Source organism: Nocardia sp. NPDC050697 (genome assembly GCF_040654395.1).
GTDB lineage: Bacteria > Actinomycetota > Actinomycetes > Mycobacteriales > Mycobacteriaceae > Nocardia.
This window is the reverse complement of the sequence record NZ_JBFAHY010000006.1, coordinates 332,096-347,581: the sequence shown is the minus strand read 5'-3', so window position 1 is coordinate 347,581 and position 15,486 is coordinate 332,096. Positions and strand designations below refer to the sequence as shown.

Annotated in this window: 14 protein-coding genes; 2 read left to right on the top strand and 12 right to left on the bottom strand. The window is 73.7% G+C overall.

Going from position 1 to position 15,486, the window contains the following annotated elements:
* Positions 1-111: 111 nt before the first annotated feature.
* Positions 112-684, top strand: coding sequence for a hypothetical protein (locus AB0H71_RS22585; RefSeq protein WP_357024170.1), 573 nt, complete (start codon positions 112-114; stop codon positions 682-684).
* A gap of 1 nt (position 685) precedes the next feature.
* On the opposite strand, the gene AB0H71_RS22580 is transcribed toward AB0H71_RS22585, so the two are convergent.
* On the bottom strand, positions 686-2,230 hold the full coding sequence (locus AB0H71_RS22580) for a hypothetical protein (protein ID WP_357024168.1): 1,545 nt from the start codon (positions 2,228-2,230) through the stop codon (positions 686-688).
* A 216-nt stretch (positions 2,231-2,446) separates the two neighbouring features.
* On the opposite strand from AB0H71_RS22580, the gene AB0H71_RS22575 reads away from it, so the two are divergent.
* Positions 2,447-2,836, top strand: a complete 390-nt coding sequence (locus AB0H71_RS22575; protein ID WP_357024165.1) for a hypothetical protein — start codon at positions 2,447-2,449, stop codon at positions 2,834-2,836.
* Positions 2,837-2,914: 78 nt separating this feature from the next.
* Here the strand turns inward: AB0H71_RS22575 and AB0H71_RS22570 are convergent, their stop codons facing one another.
* The 11 genes from AB0H71_RS22570 to AB0H71_RS22520 all read right to left on the bottom strand — a co-directional run bounded on the left by AB0H71_RS22570 (position 2,915) and on the right by AB0H71_RS22520 (position 15,448).
* Positions 2,915-3,712, bottom strand: coding sequence for a 3-methyladenine DNA glycosylase (locus AB0H71_RS22570; RefSeq protein ID WP_357024535.1), 798 nt, complete (start codon positions 3,710-3,712; stop codon positions 2,915-2,917).
* A gap of 206 nt (positions 3,713-3,918) precedes the next feature.
* Positions 3,919-4,983: a hemolysin family protein gene (locus tag AB0H71_RS22565; protein ID WP_357024162.1), complete on the bottom strand. Its 1,065-nt coding sequence runs from the start codon at positions 4,981-4,983 to the stop codon at positions 3,919-3,921.
* Entirely contained in the window at positions 4,976-6,361 is a 1,386-nt protein-coding gene (locus AB0H71_RS22560) for a hemolysin family protein (protein WP_357024161.1), read from the bottom strand. Before AB0H71_RS22560 ends, AB0H71_RS22565 begins: the two co-directional genes overlap by 8 nt.
* Before the next feature lie 260 nt (positions 6,362-6,621).
* Positions 6,622-8,058, bottom strand: coding sequence for a GuaB1 family IMP dehydrogenase-related protein (locus AB0H71_RS22555; RefSeq protein WP_357024159.1), 1,437 nt, complete (start codon positions 8,056-8,058; stop codon positions 6,622-6,624).
* 19 nt (positions 8,059-8,077) lie between these two features.
* On the bottom strand, positions 8,078-8,941 hold the full coding sequence (locus tag AB0H71_RS22550; protein WP_357024156.1) for a DMT family transporter: 864 nt from the start codon (positions 8,939-8,941) through the stop codon (positions 8,078-8,080).
* A 169-nt stretch (positions 8,942-9,110) separates the two neighbouring features.
* Positions 9,111-10,688, bottom strand: a complete 1,578-nt coding sequence (locus AB0H71_RS22545; RefSeq protein ID WP_357024153.1) for a DEAD/DEAH box helicase — start codon at positions 10,686-10,688, stop codon at positions 9,111-9,113.
* A 260-nt stretch (positions 10,689-10,948) separates the two neighbouring features.
* Positions 10,949-11,887 (bottom strand): M48 family metalloprotease, encoded by a 939-nt coding sequence (locus AB0H71_RS22540; protein ID WP_357024150.1) that lies wholly within the window; start codon positions 11,885-11,887, stop codon positions 10,949-10,951.
* A 62-nt stretch (positions 11,888-11,949) separates the two neighbouring features.
* Positions 11,950-12,366, bottom strand: coding sequence for a BlaI/MecI/CopY family transcriptional regulator (locus tag AB0H71_RS22535; protein WP_357024148.1), 417 nt, complete (start codon positions 12,364-12,366; stop codon positions 11,950-11,952).
* A 78-nt stretch (positions 12,367-12,444) separates the two neighbouring features.
* Positions 12,445-13,296, bottom strand: a complete 852-nt coding sequence (locus AB0H71_RS22530) for an ABC transporter ATP-binding protein (RefSeq protein ID WP_357024145.1) — start codon at positions 13,294-13,296, stop codon at positions 12,445-12,447.
* Positions 13,293-14,411 carry an iron chelate uptake ABC transporter family permease subunit gene (locus AB0H71_RS22525; protein WP_357024143.1) on the bottom strand — a complete coding sequence of 373 codons (1,119 nt, stop codon included), beginning with the start codon at positions 14,409-14,411 and terminating at the stop codon, positions 13,293-13,295. Before AB0H71_RS22525 ends, AB0H71_RS22530 begins: the two co-directional genes overlap by 4 nt.
* Positions 14,408-15,448, bottom strand: a complete 1,041-nt coding sequence (locus AB0H71_RS22520) for an iron ABC transporter permease (RefSeq protein ID WP_357024140.1) — start codon at positions 15,446-15,448, stop codon at positions 14,408-14,410. Before AB0H71_RS22520 ends, AB0H71_RS22525 begins: the two co-directional genes overlap by 4 nt.
* Positions 15,449-15,486: the final 38 nt, after the last annotated feature.

The window sequence follows — 15,486 nt, the reverse complement described above, 5'->3', positions numbered from 1 at the left end:
GCTGAGGCATCGATCGAGCCCCCGATTCCGGCCGCCACCCCCGCTGCGGCGGCGGCCGGAGCCGGGGGTTTCGCGTCTCCAGAACCGGAGATACCCCTTAGGGTGACGGACATGAATTCGGTTGCGACCCAGCGGCGTCGCCGCCCCACCTGGTTCCGGGTCTGGACATTCCTGCTGCTCTTCGCCGTGATCGTGGTGGGCGCGCTGCTCTTCTGGCAGCTCGGCGCCGAGGGCACGCTACCGGTGAAGACCGCGCTCTTCGGCGCGCTCGGCGTGCTCGGATTCCTCGCGCTGATCACCTGGCTGGTCAGCATCGTCCGCTACCGCTCGCCGCTCGGCGGGCTGGGTTCGCTGCTGGTGATCGCGGTGCTCGGGGTCGCGGTGTGGCAGAACGTGCCGGAGCGTGCCGGGTGGCGGGTCTCGGTGAATACGCTCGAGGGCCGCGCCACCTCCTGCGAGGCGCCCGGCCCCGACCGCACCCGGCTCGGCGTCTACACCTTCCGCTTCGTCGGCCCCAAGCACGGCGGCTGCTTCTTCTACCTGGACGCCGAGTCGCAGGAGTCGTACGGCTTCGCCCGGTTCCCGAACGGGCAGCCGAGCGCCGACACCGAGGTCGCGGGCGCGCCCGCCATCGAGTACAGCTCGTGGTACAACGGCTGGTACAAGTTCACCGAGGTCGGCTGAGTCAGGAGCCGACGGTCGAGCGCTGGTCCGGCGGCGGCGTGTAGACGTCGCCGTCGAGGTTCAGCACCAGGAAGCCGTTGTCCGAGCAGGACACGTAGAGCTGGTTGCCGCGCCACTCCGGCGGCGAGAGGCACCAGTCGGTGGAGACGTCGCCGAAGAGCAGCCGCCCGGTGCGCGGGGTCAGTGCGTCGGCGGCGGAGAACTGGCCGTCGAGCACCGCGCGCAGCGCCGACGGCGCGCTCATGAGCGGGATACCGGTGAGCGAGGCCAGCGCGTGCGGGGAGTTCCACAGGCTCAGGTTCTGGCCGGTGCGGGCGGGCGGGTTGTAGTAGGCGATCTCCCGGATGTGCCAGGGGTCGCGGACGTCGAAGACGCGGATGCCGGAGGAGATCCAGCCGCAGGCCAGCGCCGTCGGGTTCGCGGGGCGGTCGGCCGTGCAGTAGTGCGATTCGTAGGCGAAGGCCGAACCGCCCATCGACGAGCCGAGGCTGCTATCGGCGTTTTGCGGCAGGTTGATCTCCAGCTTGATCTTGCCGACCACGTCCGGCGCGGCATCGTCGGCCACGTCGACGAGCTTGACCCCGCCGGAGCCGCCCTCGTCCACCGTGAACAGGTACGGGTGGCCGTCGTAGGTGACCGGGACGCTGTGCTGGGTCGCCCCGCCGTCGGTCCAGAACACCCGGCCCAGGTGCGGGACCTGCGGATTCGGGTCGCGTCGCTGAATCGCGGAGACGTCGAGCACGGTGAATCCGCCGAGCGCGGAGAGGTAGAGCCGGTTGCCGTCCGGGCTCACGCCGAGGCCGTGCGATTCGATACCGGTGACGCCCTGCCAGATCACCCGCGGGCGGGCCGGGTCGGTGAGGTCGACGGCGCTGAGCAGCCCCGGCACGATCCCCGAGGACCAGTAGGTGTAGCCGTCCGGGGAGAAGCCGCCCTCGTGCGTGGTGATCGGCAGCGGTTGCAGCGGGTCGGTGCCGGGGCCCGGGTTGAGCAGCCGCGGGTGCGCGCAGTCCGAGATGTCGTAGACCGAGAGGAAGCCGGCGCCGATCAGCAGCGGGACGCCGGTGCCGACCAGCAGTTTGCGCTCCGTGTTCACCTTCAGCGACTCCCAGGTGCCGGCCAGCATGGCCGGTTCGGTGAGCGTGACCGTCGGGCGCGGGTTCGCCGGATCGGAGACGTCGAGCACCTGTACGCCCCTGCTCTCGCCGATCAGCGTGCCGGGGAAGAAGCTGCCCAGGTAGGCGCAGTGCTCGAAGCTGGTCGAGGTGATGCCGGCGCCGCGGCCCGCCCAGGAGCCGGCCAGGGACATATTGCAGCGGTAGCCGAGGGTGCTGCGGCCGGAGTCGCGGTCCTGGGCCGGGACGTCGCCCTGGAGCCCCGGCTCCGGGAGGTCGTCCGGGCCGCAGTCGGCGCGCGGGACCGAGGTGGTTCCGACGTCGAGGAATTCTCTGAGCTGGGTGGTGAGATCGGGTTGCGCCGAGACCACGCCGGGGGCGGTCAGGATCGCGAGGATCAGGGTCGCGAGCAGGATCTGGGCTCGGTGCATCGTCGCACCCCTTTCGTCCATCTCAGACAGTTGGATGGTACGGCGGGAGGTCGTCGTTCGGGGGCGGATTCGGGCATCGTCACGGGGTGCTGCGCTGCCCGATCGTGCGCCGACTGGCCGGAACCGCCGGTGATACCGGAGTGCCGCGATTTCGCGAAAGGGCCTGTTACAGTGCCGAAGTAACGGATCAAGTTACCGAGCGTTCCGGAGTCTGCGATGTCGGATCTATTGCTGCTCTTCGATGAGCTGGACGAGCCGGTCCCCGCCCCCGCGGGCGAGTGGTGCCTGCGCTACGACGCCGACGGGCGCGCGGTCATCTGTCACCGGGACGGCGCGGTCACCTGGGCGGCGGGCGCGGCCGGCTCGCTCCGGCTCGAGACGCACGGCGTCTTCGCCGTCCGCGCCGGGGGCGCCGTCGTGTGGCGCGCCGACCTCCCGGTCCGCAGCTACTCGTCCTTCCGCGTCACCGACAGCGGGGACGGGATGCTGCACGACGGTGAGCGGGCGGTCTACAGCCTGCTCCACGGGCCGATCGACGCGGAGCCGCGGGAGGATCCGGTGCACGCGGCGGAGGTCCGGTTGGCCGCGCTCGACGAGGATCGGTAGGGAATCAACTCGGTGCCTCGACGGGATCGAGTCGGCGAAGACCCTGAACTCGCCCGATCGGTCCGTCCGTCGCCTCGCTCAGGCGACCGTGAGCAGGTGGTCGCAGTGCTCCAGGAGGGCCCGGCGGAGGGGGAGGGCTCGGCGGGCCAGGTCGGCTTGGGCGCGGACGTAGTCGGCGCGGCCGGCGGGGGTTTCGATGGGGACGGGGGTGTAGCCGTAGGCGGACAGGTCGTAGGGGCTGGCGCGCATGTCGAGGGCGCGGGCGGCGCAGGCGAGTTCGAAGGTGTCGAGGAGGAGGGGGGAGGGGACGAGCGGGGTGAGTTTGAAGGCCCACTTGTAGAGGTCCATGCCGGCGTGCAGGCAGCCGGGTTGTTCGGTGGCCACCTGCTGGGCGCGGGTGAGGGTGAGGTCGTTGCGGGGGGCCGCGCCGGGGGTGAAGAAGCGGTAGGCGTCGTAGTGGGTGCAGCGGAGGTCGAGGGTCTCCACGACCTCGTCGGTACCGGCGCGTCCCAGACGGAGGGGGGCATCGTGGCGGATGTCGGCGGCGCGGTAGACCATGGCCCATTCGTGCAGGCCGAAGCAGGACAGCCGCGGCTGCCTGGCGGCGGTGGCGCGGAGCAGGTCGGCGACGAAGCGGACGGTATCGCGGCGGCGGTCCAGGAAGGCGGGGGCGGCGGTGTGGGTGCCGGGCGCGGGCTCGTGGTAACCGCGGATGTCGGCGTATTCGGGGGAATCACCCAGCAGCACCCCGAAGCCGGGGTGCCAGCGGCGGAGCTGACCCGGTTTGTGGCCGTAGTAGGTGAAGAGGAAGTCGAGCACCGGGTGCTTCTCCCCGGCGGCGCGGCGGCGCAGGTAGGGGCCGACCAGGGCTTCGATGCGGTCGCGGTGCGCGGCGGCGAGTTCGAGCCACTCGGCGCGCGGGAGCGGCGCCGGAGGGCAGCCGGCGGCGTCCGGCTGCCCGGCATCGGACGGACCGCGACCCGCGCCGGCGGAGTGCACGTCGCGGCGGCCCCCGACGTGCAGTTCGGCCACGGTGACGCGCCGCGTCCCGCCCCGCGCGGAGTCTCCCCGACGGGCGGGACTCACTCGGCCACGCGATGCGTCGTATCCCGCACCGTCCCGACGAACTCCTCCACCAGGTCCTCCAGCGCCACGATCCCGACCGTGGTGCCCCTGCTGTCCACCACCCGCCCGAGGTGGCTGTTGGTCCGCCGCAACCGCGCGAGCGCCTCGAACAGCGTGGTCCCGGCGCTCACGGTGGGCAGCGGCCGGATATCGGTGCGCGGAATCGTGGTCTCCGGCCCCGCCTTCTGGTCGACCACCTTGTCCAGCACGTCCTTGATGTGCAGGTACCCCATGAGCGAGCCCTCGCGGGCGCGCACCGGGTAGCGGGAGAAGCCGGTCTCGGCGACCGCGGTCTCGATATCGCCGAGCGTGGTGCCGTCGCCGTGCAGCGGGACGGTGCGGGTGTCGGCGAGCGGCACCATGACCTCGCGGACGATCCGCTCGGAGTTGCCGAGCGCCTGGGTGAGGCGGCGGTGCTCGTCCTCGTCCAGCAGCCCCTCGGAGCGGGACTCGCCGATCATCTCGGCGAGCTCCTCGCTGGAGACGGTGCCCTCCAGCTCGTCCTTGGGCTCCACCCGCAGCGCCCGCAGCGAGAGGTTGGCGCACAGGTTGTAGAAGGCGATGAGCGGCTTGGCGATCCGCAGCCACATCAGGTGCACCGGCACCAGCAGCAGCGCGACCCGCTCCGGCCCGGCCAGCGCGATGTTCTTCGGGATCATCTCACCGAACAGGATGTGCAGCACCACCACGATGGCGAGCGCGAGCGCGAACGACACCGGGTGCAGCAGCCCCTCGGGCAGCCCGGCCAGCTCGAACGGCCGCTCCAGCAGGTGCGCCACCGCGGGCTCGCCGACCCGGCCGAGCAGGATGGAGCAGATGGTGATGCCGAGCTGCGCGGCGGCCAGCATGATGGAGAGGTTCGCGGCGGCCCGGATCACGGTGTCCGCATTGCGCTTCCCCTGCGCGGCGAGCGCCTCCAGCCGGTCTCGCCGGGCCGAGATGAGCGCGAACTCGGCGCCGACGAAGAAGGCGTTGCCCGCCAGCAGCACCACGGTCAGCGCGACGCCGAAGAGGTCACCCATGGTCGCGCTCCCCGGTCACCAGTTCCTCCGCGGGCACCGGCAGCAGCCGGATCCGATCGATGCGCCTGCCGTCCATCCGCTCCACCCTGGCGATCCAGCCGCCGCTGTGGCCGTCCGAGCCGAAGCCGTGCGGCGGGGGCGGCAGCACCACCCGGTCGCCCGCGGCGGGGATCCGGCCGAGCACGGCGAGGACGAGGCCGCCGATGGTCTCGTACTCGCCGTCGGGGGCCTGGTAGCCGGTGGCGTGGAAGATCTCGTCCACCCGGAGCAGCCCGGAGCAGTCCCAGCCGTCGGCGACCTTGCGGATCTCGCGCTCCTCCTCGTCGTGCTCGTCCCGCACGTCGCCGAGGATCTCCTCGATCAGGTCCTCCATGGTGACGATGCCCGCGGTGCCGCCGTACTCGTCCTCGACCAGCGCCACCTGCATGCCGTGCGCGCGCACCCGGTCCAGCACCTCGTCGCCGTCCAGGCTGTCCGGCACCACCGGCACCGGGCGGGCCAGCAGCCGCAGCCTCACCGTGTGCCTGGTCGCGGCGGGATGGCTGAACGCCTGCTTGACGTGCACCACGCCGATGGTGTTGTCCAGGTCGCCGTCGACGATGGGGAAGCGCGAGTAGCCGGTGCGGGCGGCGGCGGTGAGCAGGTCGGCGATGGTGTCGTCGCGGTCCAGCGACTCCACCTTGACCCGCGGGGTCATCAGATCCTCGGCGCTGCGGCTGCCGAAACGCAGTGAGCGCTCGATGATCTGGGCGGTGCGCTGGTCCAGCGCACCGCGCAGCGCGGAGGTGCGCACCAGCGAGCCGAGCTCCTCGGGGGAGCGCGCCGAGCGCAGCTCCTCGGCGGGTTCGATGCCGAAGCGCCGCACCACCAGGTTGGCGGTGTTGTTCAGGAAGTGGATCATCCAGGAGAAGACCACGGAGAAGGCGATCATCGGCCCCGCGGTGGCGCGCGCGGCGGCGAGCGGCACCGCGATCGCGATGTTCTTCGGCACCAGCTCGCCGTAGATCATGGAGAGCGAGGTGGCGAGGACCAGGGCCAGCGCCAGCGCGATGCCGCCCGCCGCCGCCTCGGAGGCGCCGACGGCGGTGAAGATCGGGTGCAGCAGCCGGGCCAGCACCGGCTCGGCGATATAGCCGGTGATCAGCGTGGTGATGGTGATGCCGAGCTGGGCGCCGGAGAGCTGGAAGGAGAGCGTGCGGTGCGCGTTGCGCACCATCCGGGAGCGGCGGTCGCCGGTGCGCGCGTGCGCCTCGACGGTGCTGCGCTCCAGCGCGGTCAGCGAGAACTCGGCGGCGACGAAGAGCGCGGTGCCCGCGGTCAGCGCGACGAAGCCGAGCAGGCTGAGCACGGTGAGCAGAATGCCGAGCACGGTCACCACCGCCCCGGGGCCGCGGCGAACGGGAAGCCGGGGATATCACCCGGCTCGGTAGCGGAGCCCTCCTGAGTGGCGCCCTCGGACGCGGGTGACAAGCGGATCCTTTCGGGAGCGGGTGGCGCGTTCTCCGGCGCACCGGCGGCCCGGCGCTCCGGCCGCGTCGCCGGAAACGGCTGGGGTGGCATCGGCGCCGGACAGACCATGGCCGACCACGGTCATGGTACCGGGCGCGCGCCCGCGCGTCCGGCGCCGCCCCCGGGGTGTCACCAGCCGCTCGGCAGCGGCCGCCCCTCCGCGAAACCGGCGGCCGACTGCACGCCGAGCACCGCGCGCTCGTGCAGCTCGGCGAGCGAGCGGGCGCCCGCGTAGGTGCAGGCGCTGCGCACCCCGGAGCAGATGTGGTCGATCAGGTCCTCGACGCCGGGGCGCTCGGGGTCGAGCCGCATCCGCGAGCTGGAGATGCCCTCCTCGAAGAGCCCCTTGCGGGCCCGGTCGAAGGCGCTGTCCGCGGCGGTGCGGGCGGCGACGGCGCGCTTGGAGGCCATGCCGAAGCTCTCCTTGTAGGCATTGCCGTCGCGGTCGACCCGCAGGTCGCCGGGGGATTCGTAGGTGCCGGCGAACCACGAGCCGACCATGACGTTGGCCGCGCCCGCGGCCAGCGCCAGCGCGACGTCGCGCGGGTGCCGCACGCCGCCGTCGGCCCACACGTGCACCCCGGCCTCGCGCGCGGCGGCGGCGCACTCGGCCACCGCGGAGAACTGCGGGCGGCCGACGCCGGTCATCATCCGGGTGGTGCACATGGCGCCGGGGCCGACCCCGACCTTCACGATGTCGGCACCGGCCGCGGCCAGGTCCCGCGTCCCCTGGGCGGAGACCACATTGCCCGCCACCAGCGGCACCCCGAGGCCGAGATCGGCGACGGCGCGCAGGGTTTCGAGCATCTTGGCCTGGTGGCCGTGCGCGGTGTCGATGACGAGCAGGTCGGCGCCGGCGTCGACCAGCGCCTTGGCCTTGGCCGCGACGTCGCCGTTGATGCCGACGGCGGCGGCCACCCGGAGCGCCCCGCGGCCGTCCACCGCGGGCTGGTAGATCCCGGCCCGGACCGCGCCGGTGCGGGTCAGGATGCCGGCGAGCGTGCCGTCCGGCGCGGTGAGCACCGCGAGCTCGGCGTGCGCGGCCTCCAGCGCGTCGAAGACGGCGCGTGGCGAGGTCTCCGCCGGGGCCTGCACGAAGTCGGTGGCGGCCACCTCGCGCAGCCGGGCGAAGCGGTCGACGTCGGCGCAGGCCGCCTCGGTGACGACGCCGACCGGGCGGCCGCCGTCCAGCACGACGACGGCGCCGTGCGCGCGCTTGTGGATGAGCGCGATCGCCTCGGAGACCGAATGGTCGGGCTCCAGGGTGACGGGGGTGTCGGCGGTGAGCGAGCGGCTTTTGACGAAGGCGATGGTGCTCGCGGCGGCGGTGAGCGGCAGGTCCTGCGGCAGCACGACGATGCCGCCGCGGCGCGCGACCGTCTCGGCCATCCGGCGCCCGGCCACCGCGGTCATGTTCGCCACGACCAGCGGGATGGTGGTGCCGGAGCCGTCGGTGGTCGCGAGATCCACGTCGAACCGGGACGCCACGTCGGTCCGGTTCGGGACGAGGAAGACGTCGTCGTAGGTCAGGTCGTAGGGCGGCTTCTGTCCGGGGAGGAACTGCACTCGTCCGATGCTACCGAGTTCAGGCCGGGTCCGGGACGGCCTGCGCCTGCGAGCGGGAGAGGATGAGCGTGGTCACCAGCATGACCACGACCGCGATCGCGCAGACCCCGAGCGCGACCGGGCCCGCGCGCAGCCGCTCGCCGAGCACGGTGAGGCTGAAGACCACCGCGACCAGCGGTTCGGCGATGGTGAGCGCGGGCAGCGAGGCCGAGAGCGGCCCGGCCTGGAAGGCGCGCTGCTGGAGGTAGACGCCGATCAGCCCGGCGGCGATCAGGGCGTAGAGCTGCCACCCGGTGAACAGGTGGGCGATGCCGTGGCGCAGCCCGGCCATGGTCGAGTCGGTGAGCGCGACGGCGAAGCCGTAGAGCGAGCCGGCGGCGGTGCCGAGCAGCAGCGCGCGGGCCGCGGGGGCGGTGTCGGCGGCCAGTGCGGAGAGCACGGCGAGCGCGATCAGCGCCAGCAGGACGATGCTGGGGAGCACCCAGTTCCTGGTGGGGGCGATGCCGTCGGCGTCGGTCGGCTTGCCGATGATCAGGAAGCTCGCCAGCGCGACGGTGAGCGCGGCGGCCGCCACCATCGAGCCGGTGTCGATCCGGCGGCGGTCCAGCCGGGCGGCCAGCGGGAGCGCGAAGATCAGCGCGCTCACCAGGATCGGCTGCACCAGGAGCACGGCGCCGAGCGTGAGCGCGACCACCTGCAGGGCGTAGCCGCCCGCGTCGCCGAAGGTGGCGGCCAGCCAGCGCGGGTTGCGCAGCAGGCTGGAGACCAGCGGCTGGCCCGCGGGGACGGCGGCGGCCGTGCGCTGCTGCGTCACCGCCGCCACCGCGAACAGCAGGGCGGCGAGGAGGGCGCAGGCGACGGCGGCCGCCGGGTGTCCGGTCATCCGATCAGTTTGCCCGGTGATTGCCGTCGGTCGCGCGGCTGTGCGGAGAACCGCCGCGGTGCCCGGACCTTTCCGGCGTGTCGAAAGGGTCCGGGCGTGTCGTGCGGAGCGCGGCAGTGCCCACCGGAGCCGGGCCCGCGGGCAGGACCGGCTCCGGTGCGGAAACCCCTTACGGGGCGCCGACGCTCCGGCTGGCGCGGCGACGGCCCGCGGGGGCGCCGTGCTCGCCGGAGCGCGGGGTGGACCGGGTGTCACCGCCGCGCGAGCCACCGGCGTGCGTGCGGGCGCCCGCCGTGCGGCCGCCGCCGGAGCGGGTGCCCGGCTCGGCCTGCGCCCCGGCGGAGCGCTGGCCCTGCCGTGCGCCGCCCGTGCTCGGCCGTGCGGTCTGCTCGCCACCGGCGGCGCGCTCGCGGCGGGGAGCGCCGGAGCGCTGGCCGCGTGCGGCCTCACCCTGGCGAGCACCGCCACCGCCGCCACCGCGGTTGCGCCGCCGCGGCGGCCTGGCGGCGGCTCCGTCGGCCGAAACCTGCTGCTGCGCGGGGGCTCCCGGGGTCGGCAGCGGAATGCCGCTCGGGGTGCGGGCGTCGGTGATCCGGATCAGCGTCGCGTCGCCGGGCCGCACCGGAACGGGCTTCAGGTCGAGCCCGGCCTTGCGGGTCATGGCGAGCGTGTCGGAGCGCTCCTCCTCCATGGCGATCGTGACGACGACCCCGACCTCACCGGCGCGCGCGGTGCGCCCGGCGCGGTGCAGGTAGGCCTTGTGCTCGACGGGCGGGTCCGCGTGCACGACGAGCGAGATGCCGTCCACGTGGATGCCGCGGGCCGCCAGGTCGGTGGTGACCAGCACCGGGACCGAGCCGTCGGCGAAGGCCGCCAGCGTGCGCACCCGGTTGTTCTGCGCCTTGCCGCCGTGCAGCGCGCCCGCGGCGACGCCGGAGCCGCGCAGCTGCTTGGCCAGCCGGTCGGCGCCGTGCTTGGTGCGCACGAAGAGGATGGTGAGCCCCTCGCGGGCGGCGATCTCGGCGAGCACCTGCCGCTTGTCCGCCTTGGTGGTCACCAGCAGGTGGTGCGACATGGTGGAGACGGCGGCCTCGGCGGGCGCGGTGGAGTGCGTGACCGGGTCGGTCAGGTAGCGCTGCACCAGCTTGTCGACGCCGCGGTCGAGGGTGGCGGAGAAGAGCAGCCGCTGGCCGTTCTTCGGCGTCTTGTCCAGCAGCTTGGTGACCTGCGGCAGGAAGCCGAGGTCGGCCATGTGGTCGGCCTCGTCCAGGGTGGTGACGGCGACGTCGGAGAGGTTGGCGGCGCCCTGGTTGATCAGGTCGGCGAGCCGGCCGGGGGTGGCGACCAGCAGGTCGACGCCGCGGGCCAGCCGGGCGGCCTGCCGCCCGATGGGCGCGCCGCCGACCACGGAGGCGACCCGCAGCCCGAGGGCGAGCGCGGGCTCCTCCAGCGAGCGCTCGATCTGCGCGGCCAGTTCACGGGTGGGGGCGAGGACGAGGCCGCGCGGGCGGCCCGGCTTGGCGGGAGATCCGCTGAGCCGCACCAGCATCGGCAGCCCGAAGGCGAGGGTCTTGCCGGAGCCGGTCGGCCCGCGGCCGAGCACGTCCCGGCCGGCCAGCACATCCGGGATGGCGGCGGCCTGGATCGGGAATGGGGAGTCGAAACCCGCGCGCCGCAAGGCCTGCACGAGCACGGCGGGGAGGCCGAGCTCGGCGAAGGTGGGCACGGCAGGGGAAACGGAGGTCACGAAGAACCTTTCACGAAAGAGCACGCGGCGGTGTCGTCGCGTGATGCGGGGGGTGCTGCTGCGCACCCGTCGGGCCGGCGCGAGATATCGCGGAATGGTCCGCCCGCAGGGAATGCCGCCGTCGGCGGCCCTGGCCCGGCTCGCTCGCGCATCCGGGGCCGGTAGCGGAAGAGCATCGCGTCCGGGCCCGGCGACAGGCCGGAACCACCAGGATAGGCGATCATGGTCCGGAAAGCCGAACCGAGTGGTACGAGTCTCGCTCAGCCGCGGAAGAGCCGGCTCAGCTCCTGCAGCCAGGGCACCGCCACGGCCAGGGTCGGCACCACGAGAATCGCGGCCGAGCCGAGGTAGGCGGCGAGCGCGGTCCGCGGGTCGCCGCCGGGGCCGGCGAGCCGCTGGATCCGGATCAGCGTGGTGGGGCCGCCGGCGGCCAGCGCGCCCTGCGGCGCGGTGGATTTGGCGCAGGCCACCAGGGCACGGGCCAGCGGGGTGGGGCCGGTGACCTTGACCGCGGAGTCGTCGGCGAGCAGCTCGATGAGCAGCTTCACCGAGCCCAGCGCGGCCTTGCTGCGCACCACCCGGGGGAACGCCTCGTGCACCGCGGTGAACGCCTCGAGCACCAGATCGTGCCTGGCCCGCAGGTGGGAGCGCTCGTGGCTGACGATGGCGGTGATCTCCGGGTCGTCCAGGTTGGTGAGCGTGCCCTCGCTGAGCACCACCCGCTGGCGCAGCCCGGGCAGGCAGTAGGCGATCGGCTCGGTGGCGGCCAGCACCCGGATGTCGGCGGCGCGGCGGGACCCGCCGCCCTGGTCGAGCAGGTCGACCAGCATGCGGTGCCGGGAGCGCCTGCGCCGGGTGTGCACGCCGACCCGGACCGCGGCCCAGATGAGCCGCGCCCCGACCAGCAGGGTGAGCGCGAAGACGGTGATGTAGGCGACCCACAGCGGGAACCCGAGCGCGTCGATCTCGCGGGTGGGGGAGGTGGTCGGCCTGCCGTCCGGGCCGGGGACGAGCAGCTCGCTGGCGATGGCGAGGCCGGAGCCGAAGGCGCTGAGCACCGCGGCGAGCGCGATCGCCTGCCAGAGCACGAGCGCGGCGCGCGGCGCGCGGTAGGGCCAGCTCGCCCGGCTGAGCAGGGCGGGGGCCGGTCCGGCGAGAAGCAAGGCGAGACCGGCGAAGACCGGCGCGGTTGCGTTCATCGACTCAGCTCACTGCGTTGTGGGACCAGGACGCTCACGGCATTGTGAGGCCGGTGTCGAGCCTACTGCCGTGGTGGCTCGCTGTCGTTCCCGGACTCCTGCTCGGGCAGGTCGACGGCCTCCAGCTTGGCGAGCGCCTCGCGCAGCGCGTCCGCCTCGTCCTTGCCGACCTGCTCGACGAAGTGCACCAGGGCGGCGGCGCGGCTGCCCGCGGCGTCGGCCTGCTGCAGCGCGTCGACCATGAGGCTGGCCACGAGTTCGTCCCTGGTGTGCACCGGGGCGTACCGGTGCGCCCGGTCGTCCCGGCGCTGCACGACGAGGTTCTTCTTCGCCAGCCGCTGCAGCACCGTCATGACGGTGGTGTAGGCGAGCTCGCGGCGCGCGGCCAAGGCCTCGTGCACCTGCCGTACCGTCTGCGGTTCGTCGGCCGACCACAACTGGTCCATGACCGCTTTCTCGAGTTCACCCAGACCTGCCATCCCTCGATTCTAGGGACTCAACGACACGAAGGCGTACTACAGGGCGTCGTAACCAAGGGGTAGCTGGTGTGGAATCGATCACCCGGGGTAGACGCCGGTCTTCGCCGGTGCGTCCGCGCCCGGCTTGCCGTGCACGTGCCTGGTGCCGATCGGCACGACGAGCGGGCGGCCGGACATCGGGTCGTCCAGCACCGTCGCCTCCAGCCGGAACACCTCGCGCAGCAGCTCCGGGGTGACGATCGCGGCGGGGGCGCCCTGCGCCACGATCCGGCCCGCGGCCATCACCACCAGCCGGTCGCTGTAGCGGATGGCGAGGTTCAGGTCGTGCAGCACCATGACCACGGTGCGGCCGAAGTCGGCGTGCAGCCGGTCGACCAGGTCGAGCACCTCGAGCGAGTGCGCGAGGTCGAGGTAGGTGGTCGGCTCATCGAGCAGCAGGATGTCGGTGCCCTGGGCCAGCGCCATGGAGATCCAGGCGCGCTGGCGCTGGCCGCCGGAGAGCTCGTCCAGCGGGCGGTCGGCGAGGTCGGCGATGCCGGTCTGGGCCAGCGCGGCGGCGACGGCGTCCTCGTCGCCTGCCGACCACTGCTGGATCCAGGACTGGTGCGGGTGCCGGCCGCGCGCGACCAGGTCGGCGACGGTGAGCCCCTCCGGGGCGATCGGGGTCTGCGGCAGCATCCCGACGATCCGCGCCACATCCCGCGTGCGCATGGCCGAGATGGCCTTGCCGTCCAGCACCACCCGCCCGGCGCTGGGGCGCAGCAGCCGGCCGAGCGAGCGCAGCAGCGTGGACTTGCCGCAGCCGTTCGGCCCGATCACGGTGGTGACGACGCCGGGCGCGATCTCCAGGTTCAGCCCCTTGACGATCACCCGATCGCCGTACCCGAGGGTGACCGCCTCCGCGGTCAGGTGGTGTTCAGCGCTGGTCATGAGACGGTGGCCTTCCGATTCATCCGGACGAGCAACAACAGCAGGAAGGGCCCGCCCAGCGCCGCGGTGACGATGCCGACCGGCAGGTCGACCGGGACCAGGGTGCGGGCCACGATGTCCGAGCCGGCCACCAGGACCGCGCCGGCCAGCGCCGAGGCCAGCACCGGCTCGCCCGGGGTGCGCAGCAGCCCGCGGGCGAGCTGCGGCGCGGCCAGCGCGACGAAGCCGATCGGCCCGGCGATGGCGGTGGCCATCGCCGCCGCCAGCACCGCGAGGCCGATGAGCAGCGCCTGCTGCGCCTGGATGCGGACGCCGAGGCCGCGGGTGGTCTCGGCATCCATCCGCAGCACCGCGAGGGTGCGGGCGGAACCGGCGGCGACCACCAGCAGCACGGCGGTGACGACCGCGACCGGGACGAGCTTGCCGGTGTCGGTATTGCTCACCGAGCCGGTGAGCCAGAGCTGCGCCCGCGTCGCCTGCTCCAGATCGGCGCGGGTGAGCATGAAGCTGATCGCCGAGAGCAGGAAGGCATTGACGCCGATGCCGATGAGCACCAGCCGCAGCCCGCTCGCGCCGCGCTCGCCGGAGGCGCTGCGGCCCCAGGCGAGCAGGTAGATGGCGACCGCGGTGAGCAGCCCGCCCGCCAGCGCGGCGAGCGGGGTGCCGAGCGTCGCCAGCAGCCCGGTGGCGGCGCCGCCGCTGCCGACCACCACCGCCACCGCGCCGAGCCCGGCGCCCGAGGTGATGCCGAGGATGTCCGGGCTGGCCAGCGGGTTGTGCAGGATCGACTGGGTGAGCGCGCCCGCCAGCCCGAGCGCGGCGCCGACCACCACCGCGGTGAGCGCACGCGGCAGCCGGGAGTCGAGCACGATGAAGCGCTGCGAGCGGGTGCCGCCGCCGGCCAGCACGTCGAGCACCCGGCCCAGCGGGAGCGTGGTCTCGCCGACCGCGATGTCCAGGCAGAAGAGCGCCAGCAGCAGTACGGTCAGCGCCAGCACGGTGAGCAGCGGCGCGGGCCGGAAGACGGTGGAGAAGCGCGCGGTGCGCAGCGGCCTGCGCACCGCGCGCAGGTTCCGCTTCGCCAGCTCCGGGTCGTGCGGTGCGGAGATGCTCACAGGCTCACCAGCTTCCGGCGCCGGACCAGCAGGACGAAGAAGGGCGCGCCGACCGCGGCCAGCACCACGCCGACCTGGAGTTCGCCCGGCCGGGCCACCACCCGGCCCAGGATATCGGCGGTGAGCAGCACCAGCGCGCCGAGCAGCCCGGACCACGGCAGCAGCAGCCGGTAGTCCGGCCCGGTGAAGACCCGCGCCAGGTGCGGGACCACCAGCCCGAGGAACGAGATCGGCCCGACCGCGGCGGTGGCCGCGCCGCAGAGCACCACCACCGCGGCGAAGCCGAGCGCCCGGTTGCGGGTGACGTTGACGCCGAGCCCGCGCGCGACGTCGTCGCCGAGGCTCAGCAGGTTCAGCCCCGGCGTGGCGAGCGCGGCCAGGATCAACCCGGCCAGCAGGAAGGGGGCGACCTGCCAGAACACCGCGGCGTCCCGGCCCGCCACGGTGCCGACCACCCAGAAGCGGTAGGTGTCCAGCGCGGTGGCGTCCAGCAGGACAACGGCATTCGTCATGGCCTGCAGGAAGGCGGTCATGGCTGCCCCGGCCAGCACCAGGGTGAGCGGGCTCGCCCCGCCCGCCGACGACGCGGCGAAGACCGCGAGCCCGGCCAGCAGCGCGCCCGCGAAGGCGAACCAGATGTACTGCTCCGGCGCGGTGAAGGCGAAGAGGTAGACGGCGAGCGCGGCCAGGAAGGCGGCGCCCGCGTTCAGCCCGAGCAGCCCGGCGTCGGCGAGCGGGTTGCGGGTGTAGCCCTGGACCAGGGCGCCCGCGACGCCGAGCGCGCAGCCGCTGGCCAGCGCGAGCACCGTGCGCGGGAAGCGCAGCCCGCGCACGATCTCGGCCTCGGTGGAGCCCGCCGGGCAGCTGAACGGGCCGCCGGGGCAGGTGAGCGCGTCCCGGACCGCGCGGTACACGGTGAGCGGGTCCAGGAACCGGGTGCCGACCGCGATGCCGGCCACGGCGGCGACCGCCAGCAGGGCGAGCAGGACGAGCAGGCCGGTGCGGCGGCGCCGTGCCAGGGAGGGGAGTCCGGTCACGGCAAAAATTCTCTCCTGCGTCAACGGTGGTGCAAGTA